This is a genomic window from Terrabacter sp. BE26 (assembly GCF_041941675.1).
Taxonomy (GTDB): Bacteria; Actinomycetota; Actinomycetes; order Actinomycetales; family Dermatophilaceae; genus Terrabacter.
Genome location: NZ_CP090122.1, coordinates 1348920 through 1369726, shown reverse-complemented (window position 1 = coordinate 1369726; position 20807 = coordinate 1348920). Strand labels below are relative to the sequence as shown.

Here is a 20807-nt window from a genome sequence, read left to right as displayed (position 1 = left end):
GGGTCCGGAGTGGCTGGGGCCCCGCGGCCGGGCTGGGGCCGGACCGGGACGGGTCGGGAGTGCGGTGTTGACGGAGTCAACGGTTGAGCGGATCAACATTGACGACATTGATCAACATCGCTCAGGGTGACGAGTGAACCCGAGAGGAGCACCCCATGTCCACCCACTCACCCGCCTCAACCGTTCCGACCCCCGCCGGCTTCGTCCTCGTGCCGCCAGGCCTCGCGAAGGTCGTCGTCACCGACACCGAGATCGGCGACGTCCGCGGCGACGAGGGCTTCTACCACTACCGCCAGTACTCGGCCGTCGAGCTGGCCGAGAAGGTCGGCTTCGAGCAGGCCTGGCACCTGCTCTTCCACGGGCACCTGCCGTCCGCCGCCGAGCTCGCCGCGCTGCGGAAGGACGCCGGACGGCTGCGGGTCCTGCCCCCGGCGCTCGCCGGGCTGCTGCCCGCGATCTGCGCGACGACGGGCGACTCGCTCCAGGTGCTGCGCACCGCGCTGTCGGCGTGGGGCGGGATCACCGGGCAGCGCCCGCTCTACGACGCCGACGAGGACGAGCGGCTGGCCTCCGCGATGGCGGCGGCCGCGGTGACGCCGACGATCCTGGCCGCCGCGCACCGGCTGCGCCTCGGGCTCGAGCCGGTGCCGGCCGACCCCGGCCTGCCCCATGCCACCGACTACCTGCGCATGGTCACCGGGAGGCTGCCCGCGGAGCGGGACGCCCGGGCCGTCGAGCAGTACCTCGTCGCCACCATGGACCACGGTTTCAACGCCTCGACGTTCACGGCACGGGTCATCGCCAGCACCGGGGCCGACCTCGCGGCCTGCCTCGTCGGCGCCATCGGCTCCTTCTCCGGTCCCAGGCACGGCGGCGCGCCGAGCCGGGCGCTCGAGGCGCTCGACGAGATCGGGACGCCCGACCGGGCCGAGCCGTGGGTGCGCGAGCAGGTGGCGCGAGGCGCCCGAATCATGGGCTTCGGCCACGCCGTCTACCGCACCCACGACCCGCGGTCGGAGATGCTCAAGGCGGTGGCGCGCCGGTGGGACGACCCGCTCGTCGACTTCGCCATCGGGGTCGAGGCGACGATCGAGCGCCTCCTCGCAGAGCTCAAGCCGGACCGGCCGCTCTACGCCAACGTCGAGTACTACGCCGGTGTCGTCATGCGCCTCGCCGGTCTCGAGCCCGGCATGTTCACGCCCACGTTCTGCGTTGCCCGCGCCGTGGGCTGGACCGCCAACATCCTCGAGCAGGCCCGCGACCCGAAGATCATCCGGCCGGCCGCGCGCTACGTCGGGCCACCAGCGCCCCAGCCGGTCCCGACGAGCGGTCGTAGGCCCCTGCCTGCCTGACGCAGGCATCGGGCAACATCGAGCAGGCATCGAGCAGGCCCCGACGCATCCAGATGCCGGGGCCTGCTCGGCGCGACCGGGGGAGCAACCGGTCGCTGTTGTCGTCGCCCGGAGCCCTCCGAACGCCACCTCCCACGGTAGGACCGATCGCCGCGGACCGCGATGCCCTTCAGGTAAGGACTCGGTAAGGGCGCGTCAAGGAACCGTAGGCACAGCCCGCGGGAGCGCGACGAGCTGTCCGCCGAGCTGCCGGAACGCTGCCTCGGACGCGCGCTCAGTCCCCCGTGTGGAGCGCCTGTCGCCAGGAGACCCGGCCGCCGGTCTGCAGAAGGGAACGACGATAGATCCGCTCGCCGACGGCGACCGTGAGGGCCGAGAACCCTGCCATCAGCACGAGGGCGAGCGCGGGCTCCCACCAGGGGGCGTCGCCGGCGAGGATGCGTCCCGGCATCGACACGACCGAGGCGATCGGCACGAAGGAGGCGATCTTGAGGGCCGTGCCGCTCAGGCTGAAGCTCGCGATGTAGACGACCATCATGACGATCGTCATCGGGGCCGTCGTGGACTGCAGGTCCTCGGTGCGCGAGGCCAGCGCTCCGGCGACGGCGAAGAGGCAGGCGAGGGCGAAGAAGCCGACGGCGAAGAACAGCACGAACCACACGACGGCGCCCGACAGGCTCGGCAGGAGCGTCGAGGAGTCGGTGAACGACACGGCGAGGAGCCCGACCCCGGAGAAGACGACGACCTGGGCCAGGGCGATGGCCGAGTTGCCGACGACCTTGCCTGCGAGCAGCTGTCGCAGCGGGATGGCGGTGGCGATGATCTCGACGATGCGGGACTGCTTCTCCTCGACCACACTGGCGGCGATCTGCTGGCCGAACATCATCGCCGCCATGAAGAAGAGGATGGCGAAGGCGAAGGTCGCGCCCCTGACGAACCCGCTGTCGCGCGTCTCCCCGTCGAAACGCGTGGTCGTCAGCGTGGTGCCCTTCTCGAGGGCGGTCACGGTCGTGCCGGCCGCGGTGGCGTTGCGCTCCAGGGCTGTGCTGCGCAGGGCTTCCTCCACGGCGGTCCGCAACGCCGGGTCGATGTCGTCCGCCGAGGTCAGCGTCCAGCCGGCCGTGCCCTCGTGCAGCCAGGCGTCGGCCGTCCCGTCGTCGACGAGGGCGCGAGCGGCCGGCTCGTTGGCCGCCGGGGTCGCCCGGACCGTCACCTTGTCGTCGGCGCGGTGCGCCGTGGTGGCGGCGCGTTCGACCAGCCCGGTGCCGTCGGCGCCCGTCACGGCGACGGTGTAGGTCGTGGTCCGGCCGCTCTGCCATACCGAGAAGGCGCCGTACCCGGCGATGAAGAGCAGCGTGATGAGCGTTGAGACGAGGAAAGCCCGGTTCGTGAGGCGCACGACGACCTCGCGTGCGGCGACGACGGCCCACATGCGGCCGGTGGGCATCTCCGTCCCGGAGGCGCCGGTCGGGCCCGCGGCGACGCCACTACGTCCGGCGGGGCGTTGCTGGATGGTGGTCATGCGGTCACCTCGCGGTAGATCTGGGCCAGCGTCGGACGCTGGCGGGAGAACTCGTGCACCTCGCCCCGGCGCAGGGCCTCCTCGAGCAGCCGTCGCTCCGCGCCGTGCTCGACCACCTCGAGCAGAGCTCGAGGCCCCTCGACGTCGACGGCGTGGATGCCGGGGATGCCCCGCACCCAGCCGGCGTCTCCCGAGAGTACGAGGCGGTGGCGGGCGACGGACCGCGAACGCAGGTCCTCGGGGGTGCCGTCGGCCACGACCCGGCCGCGGGCGAGCACGACGAGCCGCTCGCACAGCCGCTCGACCAGGTCGAGCTGGTGGGAGGAGAAGAGCACCGGCACGCCGCGGGCGGTGTGCTCGCGCAGCAGCTCGGCCATGTCGTCCACGGCGGCCGGGTCGAGCCCGCTGAACGGCTCGTCGAGGACGAGGGCCCGCGGCTGCCCCATGAGGGCCGCGATGATCTGGACCCGCTGCTGGTTGCCGAGCGAGAGCTTCTCGACGTGGTCGCGCGCGCGCTCGGCCAGGCCCAGCCGTTCGAGGTGGGTGGTCACCGAGGCCTTGGCGGCGGCGGCAGCCAGCCCCCGTAGGCGACCGAGGTAGACGAGCTGGTCGAGCACCGGCTGCTTGGGGTAGAGGCCCCGCTCCTCGGGCATGTAGCCGAACCGGCGTCGGTCGGCCGCGGTGATGGGCCGCCCGTCCCAGAGCACCTCGCCGCCGGTGGGCGACAGGACCCCCATGACCATGCGCATCGTCGTCGTCTTGCCGGCGCCGTTGCCGCCGACGAACCCGGTGAGCCGGCCCGCCGAGACCGTGAAGCTCACCTCGTCGACGGCGCGCACCTCGCCGAAGGTGCGCGACAGGCCTCGCAGCTCGATGTCGGCTGTGGCTCTTTCCCCGGCTCTCCCCGTATCGCTCATGCCGCCAACGCTAGGGGGCGGGGCCGACCGGCGGATCAGCCTGGCGGGGGACCGTCGAGGTCCCCCGGCAGGATGAGTCCCGCCTCGTACGCGAGCACGACGGCCTGCACGCGGTCGCGCAGGTGCAGCTTGGCGAAGACGTTGGACAGGTGGGTCTTGACGGTCGCCTCGCCGAGGTGGAGCCGCACGGCGACCTCGGCGTTGGACAGTCCCCGGCCGACGAGCCCGAGCACCTCGCGCTCCCGCGGGGTCAGCTCCGCGAGCCTGGGGTCGCGCGGCGACGAGGGCGAGCCCACGTATGCCGGCTGGCCGCTCGCGGCGGCAGGTGGCCCCTCCGTGGGGGCGCGGTCGCCCGCCCGGACGTGCGCCAGCCGTTCGATGACACGGCGGGTCACCTCCGGGGCGAGCAGGGCGTGACCGCTCGCAACGGTGCGCACGGCGTCGACGAGGTCCTCGGCGTGCGAGTTCTTCAGCAGGAACCCGCTGGCCCCCGCGTCGAGGCCGGCGAAGACGTAGTCGTCGTGGTCGAAGGTCGTCAGGATGACGACCCGCGCCAGGTCATCGCCGGCGATGCGGCGGGTCGCCTCGATGCCGTCCATGACCGGCATCTGCACGTCCATGAGGACCACGTCCGGCCGCAGCTCACGGCTCAGGCGCACCGCCTCCGCACCGTCGCCGGCCTCGCCCACGACCTCGAGGTCCTCCTCCACCGAGAGGATGAGCGAGAAGCCGGAGCGCACGAGCCGGTGGTCGTCGACGAGCAGGACACGCGTCGGTGGCGCGCTCACGACGCAGCCTCGGGCAGCGGCATGCGGACCCGGACCCGGAAGCCCCCGGTCACGCGGGGGCCGATCTCGCTCACCCCGCCGTGGGCGGCGAGGCGCTCGCGAACACCGAGGAGTCCGAGGCCGGTTCCGGACGTCCCGGAGCGGGGACGCCCGTCGTCGAGCACCTCGACCTCGGCGTAGCCGTGGGCGAACCCGGGCTCCGGACGGCGGTCGACGCGCAGGAACACCGTTGCGGCCGAGGCCGTCGAGTGCCGACGGGTGTTGGACAGCGCCTCCTGGACGGTCCGGTAGAGCGAGAGCCCCACGGGGTCGGGCACGGCGGCGAGGGCGCCGGGTGGGTCCTCGACCACGCGGCACTCGACGCTGACGCCGGCGGCGATCGCCTCCTCCACGAGAGCGGGCACGTCGCTGAGCCGAGGCTCCGGTGACCGCGCGTCGCCCGGTGCCCCGTCCTCCCCGGAGCGCAGGGTGCCGAGCAGCGCCCGCATCTGCGCGACCGCCTCCCGGGACGAGCCCTCGACCGACCGCAGCGCCCGCTCGGCGGCGTCGGCGTCCCGGCGCAGCACCCGGCGGGCCGCGGCGGCCTGGATGCCGCTGACCGACACGTGGTGCGCGACGACGTCGTGCAGCTCACGGGCGATCCTCAGCCGCTCCTCGACGACCGCCTGCCGCTGAAGCTCGGTGGCCTGCTCCTCGATGGTGCGCGCCTGGCTGGCGAGCCGGTCCCGCTGCAGGGCGGCCCGCCACGCCGCCTGGCCGCCGAGGACGGCGCCGCCGAAGTAGAAGACGTTGACGAGCAGGCTGTAGACCACGTAGGCGCTGACGGGGCTGAAGAGCCCTTGGCGGCCGAGCGAGCGCCCGTTCCGGCTCAGCACCTGCTCGACGCCGCTGCCGACGGCGAACTGCCAGGTGAGCCAGCCGAACATGAGCAGCACCACGCCCCCGACGACCCCGAGCATGAGCCGCCGGTCGCGCGCCCAGGCCACACCGGTGAAGAGAGCGAGGAAGTAGACGAGCTGCATCGGGATCGACGCGGCGATGGAGGGCATGAGGATGCCGAACGCGAACAGGTGCAGGGACAGCCCCGAGGCGACCAGCAGCGGCCAGCGGCGACGCCACACGAGGGGCACCGTGCCGAGGAGGACGGCGACGTGCGGCCACACCCAGGAGTCCTCCTGCGGCCCGAGGGCGTCGATGCTGCGCAGCAGCTCCACGCCGAGCGACCCGACGACGAGGAACGCCAGCGCCAGCCACGCGTCCACCCGCTGCGTGCGGCTCCGGTCTCCGGGGAGGCGCTCCCAGTCGGTGTCGACCCCTGCCCACTCCGCGACACGCGCGCTCGCCCTGCGGCCCCCCAACATGGCGCCCAGCCTAGGGACTGCCGGCCGACTCCGGGATCCCCCGCCAGGGGGAGGAGGGGCGGCGGTACGGTCGGGCCCATGGGTGTCAGCTCCTCGGTCCTCGACGTCACGACGATGCGCTCACGGCTGGACCGGCTGCGGGCCCAGGCGGAGCGGGCGGGTGTCACGGCCACCGTCGTCTCGCCCGGCTCCGACCTGCGCTACCTCACGGGGATCGCCGGGTCCTCCTTCGAGCGGCTCACGGCCCTGGTGGTGCCGAGCGACGCCGCCGTGGCGCCGGTCTTCGTCTCGCCGGCGCTCGAGTACGCCGGCCTGGGACACGTGCCGCTGGCCGACCTCGGGGTGGAGGTGCGCACGTGGGTCGACGGCGAGGACCCGTACGCGCTGGCCCTCGGCGGGGTGCCGACCGGTCGCGTCGCCGTGTCGGACATGACCCCTGCCCTGCACGTGCTGCGCCTGCGCGACGCGGGAGCCGTCGACCAGCAGCTCGCCGGCCCGGTCCTCCGTGAGCTGCGGATGCGCAAGGACGCCACCGAGCTCGCCGAGCTGCGCGCTGCCGGGGCCGCCATCGACCGCGTGCACGCGAGGGTCGGGGAGTGGCTGCGGGCCGGTCGCACCGAGGCGGAGGTCGCCGCCGACATCGCCGCAGCGATCGTCGAGGAGGGCCACGCCGCAGCGGATTTCGTCATCGTGGGCTCGGGACCCAACGGCGCGAGTCCGCACCACTCGGTCAGCGACCGTGTCATCGAGGACGGCGACGTCGTCGTCGTCGACATCGGCGGACCGCTGCCGTCGGGCTACGGCTCGGACAGCACGCGCACGTATGCCGTGGGCTCACCGCGTGAGCCCGACGTCGCCTCTGCCTATGCCGCGTTGCAGGCGGCGCAGCAGGCGTCCGTCGAGGCGGTGCGGCCGGGCGTGACCTGCGAGGCGATCGACCGTGCCGCACGGGACGTGCTGGCCGAGGCCGGCCTGGCCGAGCACTTCATCCACCGCACCGGCCACGGCATCGGCCTCGACGGGCACGAGGAGCCGTACATCGTCGCCGGCAACGACCTGCCGGTCGAGGCGGGCATGACCTTCAGCATCGAGCCGGGTGTCTACCTCTCAGGGCGCTGGGGTGCGCGCATCGAGGACATCGTCGCCGTGACCGACGACGGGGTGGAGCGGTTCAACACCCGCCCGACGGACCTCGTCGTCCTCTGACACGACGTCCCCGCCGGGATCAGGAGTCGAAGCCGACGCCCATCCGGTCGAGCGCGCGCAGCCAGAGGTTGCGCCGGCCCGTGCGGTCCTCGGCGGCGAGCGAGGAGCGCGTGGCCCGCACGGCGGCATACCGGATCGGCTCGGGAGGGAAGGGGATCGGCTTGCGCCGCACCATCCCCAGCCGGGTGAGCTCGGTGTCCTTGCCGTCGACGAGGTCGAGCGCGACGGCCGCGCCGAAGCGGGTCGAGGCGACTCCGAGCCCGGTGTAGCCGACGGCATACGCCATCCGTCCGCCGAGGGCCGTGCCGAAGACCGGGGTGAAGCGCGACGTCGTGTCGATGACGCCCGCCCACCGGTGCGTGAACCGGATGCCCTCGAGCTGCGGGAAGATCTGGAGGAAGTGCTCGGCGAGCAGCCCGTGGGAGGCGTCGTTCTGCTCGAGCGACGGGTCGATGCGTCCGGGGAAGTGGTAGTTCGCGTCGTAGCCGCCGAACAGCACGCGGTCGTCGAGGGTCCTTCGGTAGTAGTGGAACTGGTTGCCGGCGTCGGTCAGGCCCTCGCGTCCCTCCCAGCCGATCGCGTCGAGCTGGCCCGCTGTCAGCGGCTCGGTCATGAGGACGTGGTCGTAGACGGGGAGCACCCAGGCACTGAAGCGCCGGAGCACGCCCTGCGAGGCATTCGTGCCGATCACGACCCGGCGGGCGTGGATCGTGCCGCCCTCGAGTGAAACCCGCACCCCGACCCCCTCGGAGTCGAATCCCGTTGCGCGCGTGTGCTCGTGGAGTCGGACACCGAGCGACTCGGCGGCGCGGGCCAGTCCCCAGACGAGGCGCGCGGGGTCGACGAGCGCGACCTCGGGGTCGTACATCCCGGCGAGGTAGCGGGGGGAGTGCACGCGCACCTGGGCGCCCTGCGCGTCGAGCAGCTCGACCGGGACGCCGTGCGCGCGGTGCAGCGCGAACGACTCACGCACGGCCGGCACCTGGTGCCGGGTCAGCGCGAGCGTCAGCTCTCCGGGCCGGTGGAGGTCCGCGTCGATGCCGTATGCCGTCAGCGTCCTCTCGATGCCCGCCACGTTCTCGGCGGCGAGCCGGTCCAGCGTTCGCATCTCGTCCGGCCAGCAGCTCACCCCCTGGGCGAGGCCGTGGGTCAGCGACGGCGCGAGGAAACCGCCGTTGCGCCCCGAGGCGCCGTCGGCCAGCCGTCCGGCCTCGACGACGACGACGTCGCGCGACGGGTCGGCCTCCTTGGCCTGGATGGCGGCCCACAGCCCGGTGAAGCCGCCCCCGACGACGAGCAGGTCGGTGCGCCGCGCGGCGCCGGTCAGGGGAGCCCGCGGTTCCGGGCGCTCGGGGCGGTCCGTCCAGAACGGGACGGGCCGGGCGTCGGCCAGGGCCGCGGCAGCCCGCGCGGAGGGGTGGGAAACACGCATGACGAGACGGATTCGACCATGCTTGGCTTCACCTGTGAACCCCCCTTCGTTCCAGAGCGATGTCCCCTCCGCCACCGACCTGCCGGCCGGCAGCCCCGAGCAGCTGCTCCGCGTCTTCCACGACCAGACCCGGGCCCCGGTGCCGCTGGGGACCGCCGAACGGCCGGTTGAGCTCGACGGGCCGGTCCGCAAGCACTACGACCTCGACGCGTCCGGCCACTTCGCGATGGTCGAGAGCCCCGACGGGCTGGGTGAGGACCCGAGCGCGCTCATCGAGCGCGTCCGAGACTTCTTCGCCGCCCGCGGCCAGCGTGTCGAGTGGAAGACCTACGACTACGACGAGCCCGCCGACCTCGGTGAGCGCCTCGAGGCGGCCGGCTTCGTCCTCGAGCCGGACGAGGCCCTCATCCTCGGCGACGCCGCACCGCTGGCGGCGCAGGACCTGCGCCTGCCCGAGGGCGTCATCGTCCGCGCTGCCGACTGCTTCGATGACTTCGTCCGGTTCCGCACCATGAGCGAGACCGTCTGGGGCGAGGACCACGCCTACGTCACCGAGTCGCTCTACCCCGACTGGCTGGCCAAGCCCGAGTCGATGCACGTCGTCGTCGTGGAGGAGTCCCGCGAGGGGCCGGTGCTCTGTGCCGCGCGCGGCGAGTACGACGAGAGCAGCTTCACCGGTCTCTGGGGCGGATCGACCCTGCCGGAGTGGCGCGGTCGCGGCCTCTACCGGGCCACCCTGCTCCACCGCGCCCGGCTCGGTCTCGACCGCGGCAAGCAGTACGTCCGCGTGGACGCCTCACCGGACTCCGAGCCGATCCTGCGACGCCTGGGCCTGCACCGGGTCGCGACCACGACGCCGTACGTCTTCGACCCGCGTCGCTGACCCGACGCCCGCCCCGCCGGCCCCTCCGGCCCCCGCTGAGCGGGCGCTCACCGGTGGGTGGGCACCCGCGACCACGACACGGCATACGTGGCAGGATTTCGAACGGATCGTGATCGCTTCCCCGACAGCAGGAGATGCAATGCCCATCGCCACCCCCGAGGTGTATGCCGACATGCTCGACCGCGCGAAGGCCGGCTCCTTCGCGTACCCCGCCATCAACGTCTCGAGCTCCCAGACGCTGAACGCCGCGCTCAAGGGCTTCGCGGACGCCGGATCCGACGGCATCATCCAGGTCTCGACGGGTGGCGCCGAGTACCTCTCCGGCCCGTTCATCAAGAACATGGTGAGCGGCTCGCTGGCCTTCTCGGCCTTCGCGCACGAGGTGGCCAAGAACTACCCCGTCAACATCGCGCTGCACACCGACCACTGCCCCAAGGACAAGCTCGACGGCTTCGTGCGCCCGCTGCTCGCGGCGAGCACCGAGCGGGTCAAGGCCGGCGGCACCCCGTGGTTCCAGTCGCACATGTGGGACGGCTCGGCCGTGCCGCTCGACGAGAACCTCCGGATCGCGCAGGAGCTGCTCGCCCTCGCCAAGGCCGCCCACGTCATCCTCGAGATCGAGGTGGGCGTGGTCGGCGGCGAGGAGGATGGCGTGGAGGGCGCCATCGACGAGAAGCTCTACTCCACCCCCGAGGACGCCATCGCCACGGTCAGGGCGCTCGGCGCCGGCGAGAAGGGCCGCTACCTGACGGCCCTGACCTTCGGCAACGTCCACGGCGTCTACAAGCCCGGCAACGTCAAGCTGCGCCCCGAGATCCTCCTGCAGGCCCAGCAGGCCGCCGCCAAGGAGCTCGGCCTCCCCGACGACGCACGCCCGTTCGACCTCGTGTTCCACGGCGGCTCCGGCTCGTCGCCCGAGGAGATCTCGGCGGCCGTCGACTACGGCGTCGTCAAGATGAACATCGACACCGACACGCAGTACGCGTTCACCCGCAAGGTCGCCGACTGGATGATCACCAACTACGCCGGCGTCCTCAAGGTGGACGGCGAGGTCGGCAACAAGAAGCTGTACGACCCGCGCGCGTGGGGCAAGGCGGCCGAGGAGGCCATGGCCGCACGCGTCGTCGAGGCCTGCACCGCCCTGCGCTCGGCGGGCACGCACCAGTGAGCGACAACCTGCTCGGCATCCCCGAGACCCGCCTCGCCCCCGACCCGGCCGCCGAGAGGCTCGAGGCCGGCGTCGACCCCGTCCAGGTGGCTGCCGCCCACCCCGCGAGCTCGCTCGCGTGGGCCGTCCTCGCCGAGGACGCGCTCGCCGACGGGGACCGCGACGTCGAGGCGTACGCGTACGCCCGCACGGGCTACCACCGCGCCCTCGACAGCCTGCGCAAGTCCGGCTGGCGCGGCCAGGGCCCGGTGCCCTGGTCGCACGAGCCCAACCGCGGGTTCCTCCGCGCGCTCGCGGCGCTGGCCCGTGCCGCCCGTGCCATCGGCGAGAGCGACGAGGAGGCCCGCTGCACGCTGTTCCTGCGTGACAGCTCGGCCGAGGCGGCGCGCGAGCTCGGTCTCTGAGCCGGTTCCTGCTCGGTCACCGCATCGCATGACGCTCTTCTGCTCCGACGTCGACGGCACGCTGCTCGACCACCGGCGCACCCTCTCCGACCGCACCGTCGCCGCCATCCGGGCGGTGCGGTCGGCAGGGCACGCGTTCGTGCTCTGCAGCTCGCGGATGCCGGCTTCCCTGGAGGGGCTCGAGCGGCTGTGCGGGGTGGAGCCCACCCCGCTGGTCGCGTACAACGGCGGTCTCGTGCTGCGCGCCGACCGCACTGTCGTGACGGACGTGCCGATCGCTCCCGAGGACGCGCGGGAGGCGTATGCCGTGTGCTCGCGGCTGGGACTGCACGCGAGCTTCTTCGCCGGGAACGAGTGGTACGCCTGGGGCCCGGACGAGTGGACCGAGCGGGAGGCGACGATCACGGCGGTGGACCCGAGCCCGGCATCGGCCCACGTCTACGTGGCCGGCGGCCGCGTCGACACCCACCCACCGCACAAGGTCATGGCGATGGGGGACCCGGCGCTCGTCGACGAGCTCGAGGCGGCCCTGGCCGGATGCCCGGGCCTGGTCACCTACCGCTCCAAGCCGACCTACCTCGAGATCGCCAGTGCCGCCTGCTCCAAGGGCGACGGGCTGCGCGCGCTGGCGGAGGAGCTGGGCGTCGACCTCGCCGACACCGTCTTCTTCGGCGACAACCACAACGACGTCTCGGCCTTCGCGGTGGCGGGGACGGCAGTCGCGGTCGCGAACGCCGTCGACCCGGCGCTCGAGGCCGCCACGGTCGTGACCGGACACCACCGCGAGGACGGCGTTGCCGAGTACCTCGAGGCCTGGCTCGCCCGCCACTGACGCCGAGAGCTGTCGCCCGAGGCGATGCATGACCCTGACGCGCTGTCAGGACCGAGCGGCAGCGGCCAGCGACCTCGGATGCTGCTCCCGAAAGCGGAGCAGTATCCGAGGCCGCCGCCACCCGGTTCGCACCCCCGGCCACCGACCGTGCGGGCCTGCACACCCTCCGGCCAAGGGACGCCCCCCGACGGTCGGGCAGGCGGGGTCGGGTGCACGGGTCTCGAACCGATAACCTTGCGGGTGGCTAGGACCACAACCGGAAGGCAGACCGATGCCCGCAATCGTGCTCGTGGGAGCGCAGTGGGGCGACGAGGGCAAGGGCAAGGCGACCGACCTGCTCGGCAGCAGCGTCGACTACGTCGTCAAGTTCAACGGCGGCAACAACGCCGGCCACACCGTCGTCGTCGAGAAGGACGGCAAGCGCGAGAAGTACGCGCTCCACCTGCTGCCCTCCGGCATCCTGTCCCCGAACTGCACGCCGGTCATCGGCAACGGCGTCGTCATCGACCTCTCGGTGCTCTTCGAGGAGCTCGACGGCCTGCAGGCCCGCGGCATCGACACCAGCAAGCTGCTCGTGAGCGCCAACGCGCACGTCATCCCGAGCTACAACCGCACCATCGACAAGGTGACCGAGCGCTTCCTCGGCAAGCGCCGGATCGGCACGACCGGCCGCGGCATCGGCCCCACCTACGCCGACAAGATGAACCGCGTCGGCATCCGCATCCAAGACCTCTACGACGAGGGCATCCTGCGCCAGAAGGTCGAGGCCGCCCTGGAGCTGAAGAACCAGCTGCTGGTCAAGATCTACAACACGCGTGCTGTCGCCGTTGACGAGGTCGTCGAGGAGCTGCTGTCGTATGCCGGTCGCCTCGCCCCCATGGTCGCCGACACCAGCCTGGTGCTGAGCCAGGCGCTCGACCGGGGCGACACGGTGCTCTTCGAGGCCGGGCAGGCCACCCTGCTCGACGTCGACCACGGCACCTACCCCTACGTCACGTCGAGCAACGCCGTCTCGGGCGGCGCCTGCACCGGTTCCGGTGTGCCGCCGACCCGCATCGACTCGGTCATCGCGATCCTCAAGGCCTACACGACGCGTGTCGGGGAGGGCCCCTTCCCGACCGAGCTGCACGACGAGATGGGCGAGTTCCTGCGCAAGACCGGCGCCGAGTACGGCGTGACGACGGGCCGGCCGCGCCGCTGCGGGTGGATGGACACCGTCGTCGGCCGCTACGCGACCCGGATCAACGGCGTCACCGACTTCGTCATCACCAAGCTCGACATCCTCACGGGCCTCGAGAAGATTCCGGTCTGCGTGGCCTACGACGTCGGTGGTGTGCGCCACGACGAGATGCCGGTCAACCAGACCGACTTCCACCACGCGACGCCCATCTACGAGGAGCTCGACGGCTGGTCGGAGGACATCAGCCAGTGCCGCACCTTCGAGGACCTGCCGGCCAACGCCCAGGCCTACGTGCTGCGGGTCGAGGAGCTCGTCGGCGCTCGGGTCTCGGCCATCGGTGTCGGCCCGGGCCGCGACGAGATCATCGAGCGCTTCCCGCTCAAGCCGGCCGTCGCGGGCTGACGCGTTCACGCGTCCCGCAAGCACACGGCATACGAAAGCTTTGGAACTGAAGGAAACCCATGACTGAAGAGGTCACCCCGCTCGACTGGGTCACGCGTCTGGCCGACGACGTGATCGCGGAGGCGCAGGAGCGCAACCCCGGCCAGACGATCATCTGCGCGTCGGGCATCAGCCCGTCCGGGCCGATCCACCTCGGCAACTTCCGGGAGCTCATCACGCCGCACCTCGTCGCCGACGAGATCAAGCGGCGCGGCATCGATGCCGAGCACATCCTCAGCTGGGACGACTTCGACCGCTTCCGTCGCGTGCCGAAGAACCTTGCGGGAGTGGACGACTCGTGGGAGCAGTACATCGGTATGCCGCTCACCTCCGTGCCGCCGCCCGCCGGTTCGCCGCACGCGAACTGGGCCGAGCACTTCAAGGCGCCGCTCCTCGAGGCGATGGCGGCCACCGGCATCGAGGTGCGCCAGATCAGCCAGACCGAGCAGTACCGCGCCGGCGTCTACCGCGACCAGGTGCTGCTCGCGATGCGTGAGCGCACCGCCATCGACAAGGTGCTCGACCAGTACCGCACGCTCGAGGCGGTCGAGGCGGCGCGCCAGAAGGCGACCGGCAAGGGCAAGGGCGGCAAGCAGCAGAAGGCCGCGAAGCTCACCGAGGAGCAGGCGGCTGCGGCCACCGAGGCCGAGCGCGGCTCCGGCGCGGCGTCAGAGGACGACGGCAGCGAGGGCAAGGCCGGCTACTACCCCTTCAAGCCCTTCTGCAGCTCGTGCGGCACCGACTTCACGACCGTCACCGCCTACGACGACGACAGCCACGAGCTGACCTACGAGTGCACGAAGTGCGGCCACAGCGAGACGGTCGACCTCGACACCTTCACCAACGGCAAGCTCGTGTGGAAGGTCGACTGGCCGATGCGCTGGGCGCACGAGCACGTCATGTTCGAGCCGTCCGGCGTCGACCACCAGAGCCCCGGGTCGAGCTTCGTCGTCGGCAAGGACCTCGCGCCGATCTTCGGCTGGGAGCGGCCGATCGGCCCGATGTATGCCTTCGTCGGCATCGCGGGCATGGCCAAGATGAGCTCGAGCAAGGGCGGCGTGCCGATCCCCACCGACGCGCTCGAGGTCATGGAGGCACCGGTGCTGCGCTGGCTCTACGCCCGCCGCCGGCCGAACCAGAGCTTCGACGTCGCCTTCGGGCCGGAGCTGCAGCGCCTCTACGACGAGTGGGACGCCCTGTCCCGCAAGGTCGCCGACGGCTCGGCCCAGGCCGGGGACCTCGCCGCCCACCTGCGCGCCACCTCCACGGCTGCCGGTCCGCTGCCGTCGACACCGCGGCCCATGCCGTTCCGCACCATCGCCTCCGTCATCGACGTGACGCAGGGGGACGAGGCCCAGGCGGTCCGGATCCTCAGCGAGCTCGAGCCCGACCACCCGGTGACGTCGACCGACGACCTGCGGCCCCGGCTCGACTGCGCCGAGCGCTGGATGCTCGGCTACGTCCCGGCCGAGGACCGCACCATCGTGCGCACCGAGCCCGACACCGAGCTGCTCGGCAGCCTCGACGAGTCGCAGCGGGAGTCGCTGCGCCTGCTCGTCGACGGACTGGACGAGCACTGGTCGCTCGACGGCCTGACGCACCTCGTCTACGGCATCCCGAAGCTCCAGCGCGGCATCGACCCCGCGGCCAAGGTCAAGGACCCGGAGCTGTCGGCGGCGCAGCGTGCCTTCTTCGTCCTGCTCTACCGCCTGCTCGTCGGCAAGGACACGGGACCTCGGCTGCCCACGCTGCTGCTGGCCGTCGGCGCCGACCGCGTGCGCACCCTCCTGGGGTACTGACCTCGAACGGTCGAGCGGGCGAGGGGCGAGATGCAGGGGGGTTGCATCTCGTCCCTCGCCCGGTGCGTCGTCCACTTTTGGGGGGGTCCGGACCGACGCAGGACGCCAAGGGTCTCAGGGGGGAGGAGACGGCGGGGAGGGTGGGAATCGCACGCCTCGGCGCTGTCGCAATCATCCCCCCGGCCGGGCCCGCAGTCGACGGTTGCGGCAATCCTTGAACAAACTTTTACCTGAGATCGCCGGGAGAGGTCGCCGGGAGGGGCCGGGAGCTCAGGCCAGGACGGTCATCCGGTGCGCGGCGCGGGTCAGGGCCACGTAGAGGACGCGGATCCCGCCGGGCGACTCGCGGGTGATCTCCTCCGGGTCGACGATCACCGTCGCGTCGTACTCGAGGCCCTTGGTCGACATCGGGTCGATGACCTGCACCCGCCCGTCCCCCAGCTCGGCGACCGGTGCCAGGGCCGCGGCGTGAGCCGCGGGCGCGATGACGGCGATCGCGCCCTCGACCTGCTCGAGCAGCGACTCGACGGCGCCCCGGACCGAGGACAGCGCGTCCTCGCCGAGGGCCGCCTCACGCGGCTCGACGCCGGTCTCGCGGACGGCCTGCGGGATGTCGGCGTCGGGTACCTCGCGGCGTACGACCTCCGCCGCGTAGTCGAAGATCTCCCGCGCGTTGCGGTAGTTGGTGTCCATGTGGAACTGCTGGCGCGCCTGTGACCCGAAGGCCTCCTCGCGGGCGGCGGCGGCCTCGGCGGCGTCGGGCCAGGACGCCTGGGCGGCGTCGCCGACCACGGTCCACGACGCGTACCGTCCGCGGCGGCCGATCATGCGCCACTGCATCGGGGAGAGGTCCTGCGCCTCGTCGACGAGCACGTGGGCGTACTCGTCGGGCTTGCCGATGCGGCCCGCGAGCAGCTTGTCGCGCGGCTGGGTGAGGATGACGGGGGCGCCGCGGTCGCGGGCGGCGCTGCGGACGGGCTGGACCTCGGTGACGCCGTACTGGCTGAGGTCCTCGAGCTCCTCGATCTCGTAGAACCCGCGCTCCTCCTGGGGTGCGTCCTGGACGGGGCCGAGGCGGGCGGCGATGTCGTCGATGAGCGCCACGTCGGCGACCGACCACGAGCCGGTCTCGAGGGCCAGCCGGAAGGAGGCGGCCAGGGGCTCGACCTCGTCCTCGCGCAGGGAGCCACGGGAGTGTCGTCGGACCAGGGTGGGGTCACCGAGCCACAGCAGGACCTCGCGGGGGTCGACCTGGGGCCACCACTGCTGCATGAACGACTCGACGTCGAGGTGGTCCTCCCACTTGTCGAGGAACTCCTCCTTGGCGTCCCGGTCGCCGGTGATGCCGAGGGAGGCCCAGGCGGCCTCGCCGAGCGCGGCCTGGGCCGCGGCGGTGGCGGTGTTGCGCTGGTGCTGGCGCAGCACCTGCGAGCGCACCCGGTCGAGGATCCGCGCGTCGAGGCGCACCGGCCGGCCCGCCACCATGGCACGGAACTCGGTCGGCGCCTCCGGCACCCGGCCGCGGGTGGCGGCGCCGAGCAGGGTCCGGATGCGGGTGGATCCCTTGGTGCGGGCCACCGCGGGGGAGTCGAGGCGCTCGGTGTGCACGACGTCGAGCACGTCGCCGAGCGCACGCAGGATGACGCTCTCCTCGCCGAGCGAGGGGAGCACCCGCTCGATGTAGGCCGTGTAGGCGCCCGAGGGGCCGACGACGAGGATCCCGCCGGACTCGAAGCGGCGGCGGTCGGAGTAGAGCAGGTAGGCGGCGCGGTGCAGGGCCACGACGGTCTTGCCCGTGCCGGGCCCGCCGGTGATCTCGGTGATGCCCCGCGCGCTCGCGCGGATCGCCTCGTCCTGGTGGGCCTGGATCGTGGCGACGATGTCGCGCATGCGCTCGCCGCGGCTGCGGGTCAGGGCGGCCATGAGCGCGCCGTCGCCCACGATGACGAGGTCGTCGGGCGCCTCGGGGACCATGAGGTCGTCCTCGATGCCGATGACGGTGGTGCCGCGGCTGCGCAGCACCCGGCGACGGATCACACCCATCGGCTGCGTGGGTGTGGCGCGGTAGAAGGGAGAGGCGGCCGGGGCGCGCCAGTCGATGACGAGAGGCTCGTAGTCGTCGTCGCGGACCCCCAGGCGGCCGATGTAGCGGACCTCTCGGTCCTCGCCCGATGCCTCCCGGACGGACCGGTAGCCGTCGCCCTCGCTGCCGGCCGCGGCGCGCAGCATGGCGTGGTCGATGTCGAGACGGCCGAAGACGAGGCCTTCGTACTGCGTGTCGAGCGCGGTGCGCCGCTTGGCCGCGTGGAACATCAGGGCGTCGCGCTCGAAGAGCCCGGCCCCTTCCGCGTCGCCGATCTCGACCTGCCGCCCGAACTCGGTGCGGGCGAGGCCCTCCGCCTGGACGCTGTCGGCGCGCAGCCCGGCCTTCTCGAGCTCCTGGTGCACGCGGTCGACGTGCGCCTGCTCGACGGCGATCTCGCGGGCGAGCTCGTCGGGGATGCGCTTGGTCGCCACCGGCGAGGCATCCCGGGCTTCCCGAGCTGCGGGCATGCTGCTCCGCTGGGACGACTTGTTCGAAGTGCTCACTGACATCCAAGGGCTCTCGAGGGCGCCTGGGTGGCGCGGGAACCATCAAGTCTACTGTCACTCCATGCTCGAAAAGGTCTGTAGCGCACCGACCGGCGCGCCGCTCGTGGGCCGGTTCGTCCGGCTGGACCCGACCACCCCCGATGATGCCGCCGGGCTCTTCGCCGTCTACTCGGACCCGCGCTGCTACGAGCAGGGCTACGCGATGATGCGGCCGCACCGGACGCTGGCGGACACCGAGGCGCTCGTCGCGGCCGCGGTGGCGGCCCGCGGGGCTGACGGGACGGGGCGGACGGCATACACGGTCCGCCTGGTCGAGGACGGCGAGCTGGGTGCGGCCGGCACGATCGTGGGCACGAGCTCGCTCGGCGACGTCGACACCGTGCGCGAGCACGTGCACCTCGGCTGGACGATGTACGGCTCGCGCTGGTGGGGCACCCAGGTCAACACCGAGACCAAGCTCCTGCTGCTGACGCATGCCTTCGAGACGTGCGGATTCGGTCGGGTGAAGATCCAGACCGACGTCGTCAACGCCCGGTCCAGGGCGGCGATCCTCAAGCTCGGGGCCACGTTCGAGGGCGTGACCCGGCGCGACGTGCGCCGCCCCGACGGGTCGTGGCGCGACACGGCCGTCCACTCGATCCTCGTGGACGAGTGGCCCGGCGTGCGGTCACGTCTGCTGGCGCGGCTGGGCTGCCCCTAGGCTGGCGCCCGTGAAGGTCCTCGTCCTCGGTTCCGGCGCCCGTGAGCACGCACTCGTCAAGGCCGTCGCGGCCGACCCGGAGGTCGACGCGGTGATCGCCGCGCCCGGCAACCCGGGCATCGACGCGACTGCCCTCTGTGTCCCCGTCGACATCCTCGACGGCGCCGCCGTCGCCGCGCTCGCCCGGGAGCACGACGTCGACCTCGTCGTCGTCGGTCCCGAGGCGCCCCTCGTCGCAGGCGTCGCCGACGTATGCCGTGAGGCCGGCTTCCCCGTCTTCGGTCCGTCTGCCGAGGCTGCCCGTCTGGAGGGCAGCAAGTCCTTCGCCAAGGAGGTCATGGCCGCCGCCGACGTGCCCACGGCGCTCGCGCACGTGTGCACGAGCATGGCCGAGGTCGAGGCGGCCCTCGACGCGCTCGGTGCCCCGCACGTGGTCAAGGACGACGGACTCGCCGCCGGCAAGGGAGTCGTCGTCACCGACTCACGCGAGGCCGCCCTCGAGCACGCCCGCGCCTGCCTGGCCAAGCCCGACGGCCGGCTCGTCGTGGAGGAGTTCCTCGACGGACCCGAGGTGTCGGTCTTCTGCATCAGCGACGGTCGGACGGTCGTGGCGCTGTCACCCGCCCAGGACTTCAAGCGCGTCGGGGACGACGACGCAGGCCCCAACACCGGTGGCATGGGCGCCTACTCGCCGCTCGACTGGACCCCGGCCGGTCTCGCGGACGAGGTCGTGGCGCGCGTGGCCCAGCCCACCATCGACGAGATGCGCCGGCGCGGCACGCCGTTCGTCGGCGTGCTCTACGTCGGGCTGGCGCTGACCTCCCGCGGCCCGAAGGTCATCGAGTTCAACGCGCGCTTCGGCGACCCGGACGGGCAGGCGTCGCTCGCCCGGCTCGAGACGCCCTTCGCGCAGCTGCTCCTCGCGGCGGCCACCGGCGGCCTCGCCGAGTTCGGCCGGCTGCGCTGGTCCGACGACCACGCCGTCGTCGTCGTCGTGGCCTCGTCGGGCTACCCGGCCTCGCCGCGCACCGGCGACCCGATCACGGGGCTCGACGCCGCAACCGAGGTGCCGGGTGTGGTCGTGCTCCACGCCGGTACCGCCCTCGACGAGGACGGCGCCCTGGTCTCGGCCGGTGGAAGGGTGCTCGACGTCGTCGCCGTGGCGCCGTCGCTCGCGGAGGCCAGGCGGGCGGCATACGACGCCGTGGCCGTCGTCGAGCTCGACGGCTCGCACCACCGCACCGACATCGCGCTTCGCGCCGAGCGCGGCGACATCACCATCGGAGGGGCTCGATGAGCACGCTCGACCTGCCCGGCTACACCCACGTCTACTCCGGCAAGGTGCGCGACCTCTACGCGCCGGTCGGCCCCGACGGCGAGGCGGTGCCCGACCAGCTGCTGCTCGTCGCCTCGAACCGCCTGTCGGCCTACGACTGGATGATGTCGCCCGAGATCCCCGACAAGGGCGCCGTGCTGACCCGGCTGTCGCTGTGGTGGTTCGACCAGCTCTCGGACCTCGTGCCCAACCACGTCGTGTCGACGGACGTGCCGGAGGCCGTCGCCGGGCGGGCGGTGCTGGTGCGCAAGCTGGAGATGCTCAAGGTCGAGGCGATCGCCCGCGCCTACCTCACCGGTGGCGGCCTGGAGGAGTACCGCGAGAAGGGGTCGGTCTCGGGGGTCCCGCTGCCCGACGGTCTCGTCGACGGCTCGAAGCTGCCGGAGCCGGTCTTCACCCCGACGACCAAGGCCCCGGTCGGCGAGCACGACCTGCCCATGCCGCCGGCGGAGGTCGAGGCCGAGCTCGGCGCCGACGTGGCGGCCGAGGTGTCGCGGCTGACCCGCGCGATCCTCGCCCGGGGCAACGAGATCGCCGCCGAGCGGGGCATCCTCATCGCCGACACGAAGGTCGAGTTCGGGGTCTCACCCGACGGCTCCGGCGGTCTGGTGCTCGCCGACGAGGTGCTGACCCCGGACTCGTCGCGCTTCTGGCCGGCCGAGCTGTGGGAGCCGGGCCACCCGCAGCCGTCCTACGACAAGCAGTTCGTCCGTGACTGGCTGACCTCGCCCGAGTCCGGCTGGGACCGCAAGGCCGGCGGTCCGCCGCCCGAGCTGCCCGAGCACGTCGTCGAGCAGACCCGGGCCAAGTACGTCGAGGCCTACGAGCGCCTCACCGGCGAGACCTTCTGAGTCCTCGCGTCGCGCCGCCGACCCTCCCACGGATGTCCGGCGG

Annotated in this window: 17 protein-coding genes; 11 read left to right on the top strand and 6 right to left on the bottom strand. The window is 72.6% G+C overall.

Going from position 1 to position 20807, the window contains the following annotated elements; all coding sequences use genetic code 11:
- The first annotated feature begins 155 nt into the window (after positions 1 to 155).
- Entirely contained in the window at positions 156 to 1352 is a 1197-nt protein-coding gene (locus LQK93_RS06475) for a citrate/2-methylcitrate synthase (RefSeq protein WP_374970724.1), read from the top strand.
- Between the two features lie 274 nt (positions 1353 to 1626).
- Here the strand turns inward: LQK93_RS06475 and LQK93_RS06470 are convergent, their stop codons facing one another.
- The 4 genes from LQK93_RS06470 to LQK93_RS06455 are packed head-to-tail and all read right to left on the bottom strand — an operon-like array spanning position 1627 to position 5940.
- Positions 1627 to 2874 carry an ABC transporter permease gene (locus tag LQK93_RS06470; protein WP_374970723.1) on the bottom strand — a complete coding sequence of 416 codons (1248 nt, stop codon included), beginning with the start codon at positions 2872 to 2874 and terminating at the stop codon, positions 1627 to 1629.
- A complete protein-coding gene (locus LQK93_RS06465) occupies positions 2871 to 3791 on the bottom strand; it encodes an ABC transporter ATP-binding protein (RefSeq protein ID WP_374970722.1) in 921 nt (306 codons plus the stop codon). The genes LQK93_RS06470 and LQK93_RS06465 overlap by 4 nt, the downstream gene beginning before the upstream one ends.
- Positions 3792 to 3826: 35 nt before the next feature.
- Positions 3827 to 4579, bottom strand: a complete 753-nt coding sequence (locus tag LQK93_RS06460) for a response regulator (RefSeq protein ID WP_374970721.1) — start codon at positions 4577 to 4579, stop codon at positions 3827 to 3829.
- Positions 4576 to 5940, bottom strand: coding sequence for a sensor histidine kinase (locus LQK93_RS06455; protein WP_374970720.1), 1365 nt, complete (start codon positions 5938 to 5940; stop codon positions 4576 to 4578). The genes LQK93_RS06460 and LQK93_RS06455 overlap by 4 nt, the downstream gene beginning before the upstream one ends.
- A gap of 78 nt (positions 5941 to 6018) precedes the next feature.
- On the opposite strand from LQK93_RS06455, the gene LQK93_RS06450 reads away from it, so the two are divergent.
- Complete coding sequence (locus tag LQK93_RS06450) at positions 6019 to 7146, top strand: M24 family metallopeptidase (protein WP_374970719.1); 1128 nt, start codon at positions 6019 to 6021, stop codon at positions 7144 to 7146.
- 19 nt (positions 7147 to 7165) lie between these two features.
- Here the strand turns inward: LQK93_RS06450 and LQK93_RS06445 are convergent, their stop codons facing one another.
- Positions 7166 to 8578, bottom strand: coding sequence for an NAD(P)/FAD-dependent oxidoreductase (locus tag LQK93_RS06445; protein ID WP_374970718.1), 1413 nt, complete (start codon positions 8576 to 8578; stop codon positions 7166 to 7168).
- 34 nt (positions 8579 to 8612) lie between these two features.
- On the opposite strand from LQK93_RS06445, the gene LQK93_RS06440 reads away from it, so the two are divergent.
- The 6 genes from LQK93_RS06440 (at position 8613) to lysS (ending at position 15285) form a co-directional block, all read left to right on the top strand.
- Positions 8613 to 9461 carry a GNAT family N-acetyltransferase gene (locus LQK93_RS06440; RefSeq protein WP_374970717.1) on the top strand — a complete coding sequence of 283 codons (849 nt, stop codon included), beginning with the start codon at positions 8613 to 8615 and terminating at the stop codon, positions 9459 to 9461.
- Between the two features lie 139 nt (positions 9462 to 9600).
- On the top strand, positions 9601 to 10629 hold the full coding sequence (fbaA, locus tag LQK93_RS06435) for a class II fructose-bisphosphate aldolase (protein WP_374970716.1): 1029 nt from the start codon (positions 9601 to 9603) through the stop codon (positions 10627 to 10629).
- Positions 10626 to 11033 (top strand): DUF3151 domain-containing protein, encoded by a 408-nt coding sequence (locus tag LQK93_RS06430; protein ID WP_374970715.1) that lies wholly within the window; start codon positions 10626 to 10628, stop codon positions 11031 to 11033. The genes fbaA and LQK93_RS06430 overlap by 4 nt, the downstream gene beginning before the upstream one ends.
- 28 nt (positions 11034 to 11061) lie before the next feature.
- Entirely contained in the window at positions 11062 to 11865 is an 804-nt protein-coding gene (locus LQK93_RS06425; RefSeq protein ID WP_374970714.1) for a Cof-type HAD-IIB family hydrolase, read from the top strand.
- Between the two features lie 271 nt (positions 11866 to 12136).
- The gene (locus tag LQK93_RS06420; RefSeq protein ID WP_374970713.1) at positions 12137 to 13447 is read left to right on the top strand and encodes an adenylosuccinate synthase; all 1311 of its coding nucleotides are present in this window, start codon (positions 12137 to 12139) and stop codon (positions 13445 to 13447) included.
- Between the two features lie 59 nt (positions 13448 to 13506).
- Positions 13507 to 15285, top strand: a complete 1779-nt coding sequence (gene lysS, locus LQK93_RS06415; RefSeq protein ID WP_374970712.1) for a lysine--tRNA ligase — start codon at positions 13507 to 13509, stop codon at positions 15283 to 15285.
- A 270-nt stretch (positions 15286 to 15555) separates the two neighbouring features.
- On the opposite strand, the gene LQK93_RS06410 is transcribed toward lysS, so the two are convergent.
- Positions 15556 to 17838 (bottom strand): HelD family protein, encoded by a 2283-nt coding sequence (locus tag LQK93_RS06410; protein ID WP_374970711.1) that lies wholly within the window; start codon positions 17836 to 17838, stop codon positions 15556 to 15558.
- A 100-nt stretch (positions 17839 to 17938) separates the two neighbouring features.
- Here LQK93_RS06410 and LQK93_RS06405 point away from each other — a divergent pair, with 100 nt between their 5' ends.
- The 3 genes from LQK93_RS06405 to LQK93_RS06395 are packed head-to-tail and all read left to right on the top strand — an operon-like array spanning position 17939 to position 20764.
- Positions 17939 to 18577 (top strand): GNAT family N-acetyltransferase, encoded by a 639-nt coding sequence (locus LQK93_RS06405; RefSeq protein WP_374970710.1) that lies wholly within the window; start codon positions 17939 to 17941, stop codon positions 18575 to 18577.
- 10 nt (positions 18578 to 18587) lie between these two features.
- Positions 18588 to 19874 (top strand): phosphoribosylamine--glycine ligase, encoded by a 1287-nt coding sequence (gene purD, locus LQK93_RS06400; protein WP_374970709.1) that lies wholly within the window; start codon positions 18588 to 18590, stop codon positions 19872 to 19874.
- Entirely contained in the window at positions 19871 to 20764 is an 894-nt protein-coding gene (locus LQK93_RS06395; protein ID WP_374970708.1) for a phosphoribosylaminoimidazolesuccinocarboxamide synthase, read from the top strand. The genes purD and LQK93_RS06395 overlap by 4 nt, the downstream gene beginning before the upstream one ends.
- Positions 20765 to 20807: the final 43 nt, after the last annotated feature.

Coding starts and splice junctions, on each gene's coding strand:
- LQK93_RS06475 (WP_374970724.1), top strand. CDS start 156: ATGTCCACCCACTCACCCGCCTCAACCGTTCCGACCCCCGCCGGCTTC.
- LQK93_RS06470 (WP_374970723.1), bottom strand. CDS start 2,874: ATGACCACCATCCAGCAACGCCCCGCCGGACGTAGTGGCGTCGCCGCG.
- LQK93_RS06465 (WP_374970722.1), bottom strand. CDS start 3,791: ATGAGCGATACGGGGAGAGCCGGGGAAAGAGCCACAGCCGACATCGAG.
- LQK93_RS06455 (WP_374970720.1), bottom strand. CDS start 5,940: ATGTTGGGGGGCCGCAGGGCGAGCGCGCGTGTCGCGGAGTGGGCAGGG.
- LQK93_RS06450 (WP_374970719.1), top strand. CDS start 6,019: ATGGGTGTCAGCTCCTCGGTCCTCGACGTCACGACGATGCGCTCACGG.
- LQK93_RS06445 (WP_374970718.1), bottom strand. CDS start 8,578: ATGCGTGTTTCCCACCCCTCCGCGCGGGCTGCCGCGGCCCTGGCCGAC.
- fbaA (WP_374970716.1), top strand. CDS start 9,601: ATGCCCATCGCCACCCCCGAGGTGTATGCCGACATGCTCGACCGCGCG.
- LQK93_RS06425 (WP_374970714.1), top strand. CDS start 11,062: ATGACGCTCTTCTGCTCCGACGTCGACGGCACGCTGCTCGACCACCGG.
- LQK93_RS06420 (WP_374970713.1), top strand. CDS start 12,137: ATGCCCGCAATCGTGCTCGTGGGAGCGCAGTGGGGCGACGAGGGCAAG.
- lysS (WP_374970712.1), top strand. CDS start 13,507: ATGACTGAAGAGGTCACCCCGCTCGACTGGGTCACGCGTCTGGCCGAC.
- LQK93_RS06410 (WP_374970711.1), bottom strand. CDS start 17,838: ATGCCCGCAGCTCGGGAAGCCCGGGATGCCTCGCCGGTGGCGACCAAG.
- LQK93_RS06405 (WP_374970710.1), top strand. CDS start 17,939: ATGCTCGAAAAGGTCTGTAGCGCACCGACCGGCGCGCCGCTCGTGGGC.
- LQK93_RS06395 (WP_374970708.1), top strand. CDS start 19,871: ATGAGCACGCTCGACCTGCCCGGCTACACCCACGTCTACTCCGGCAAG.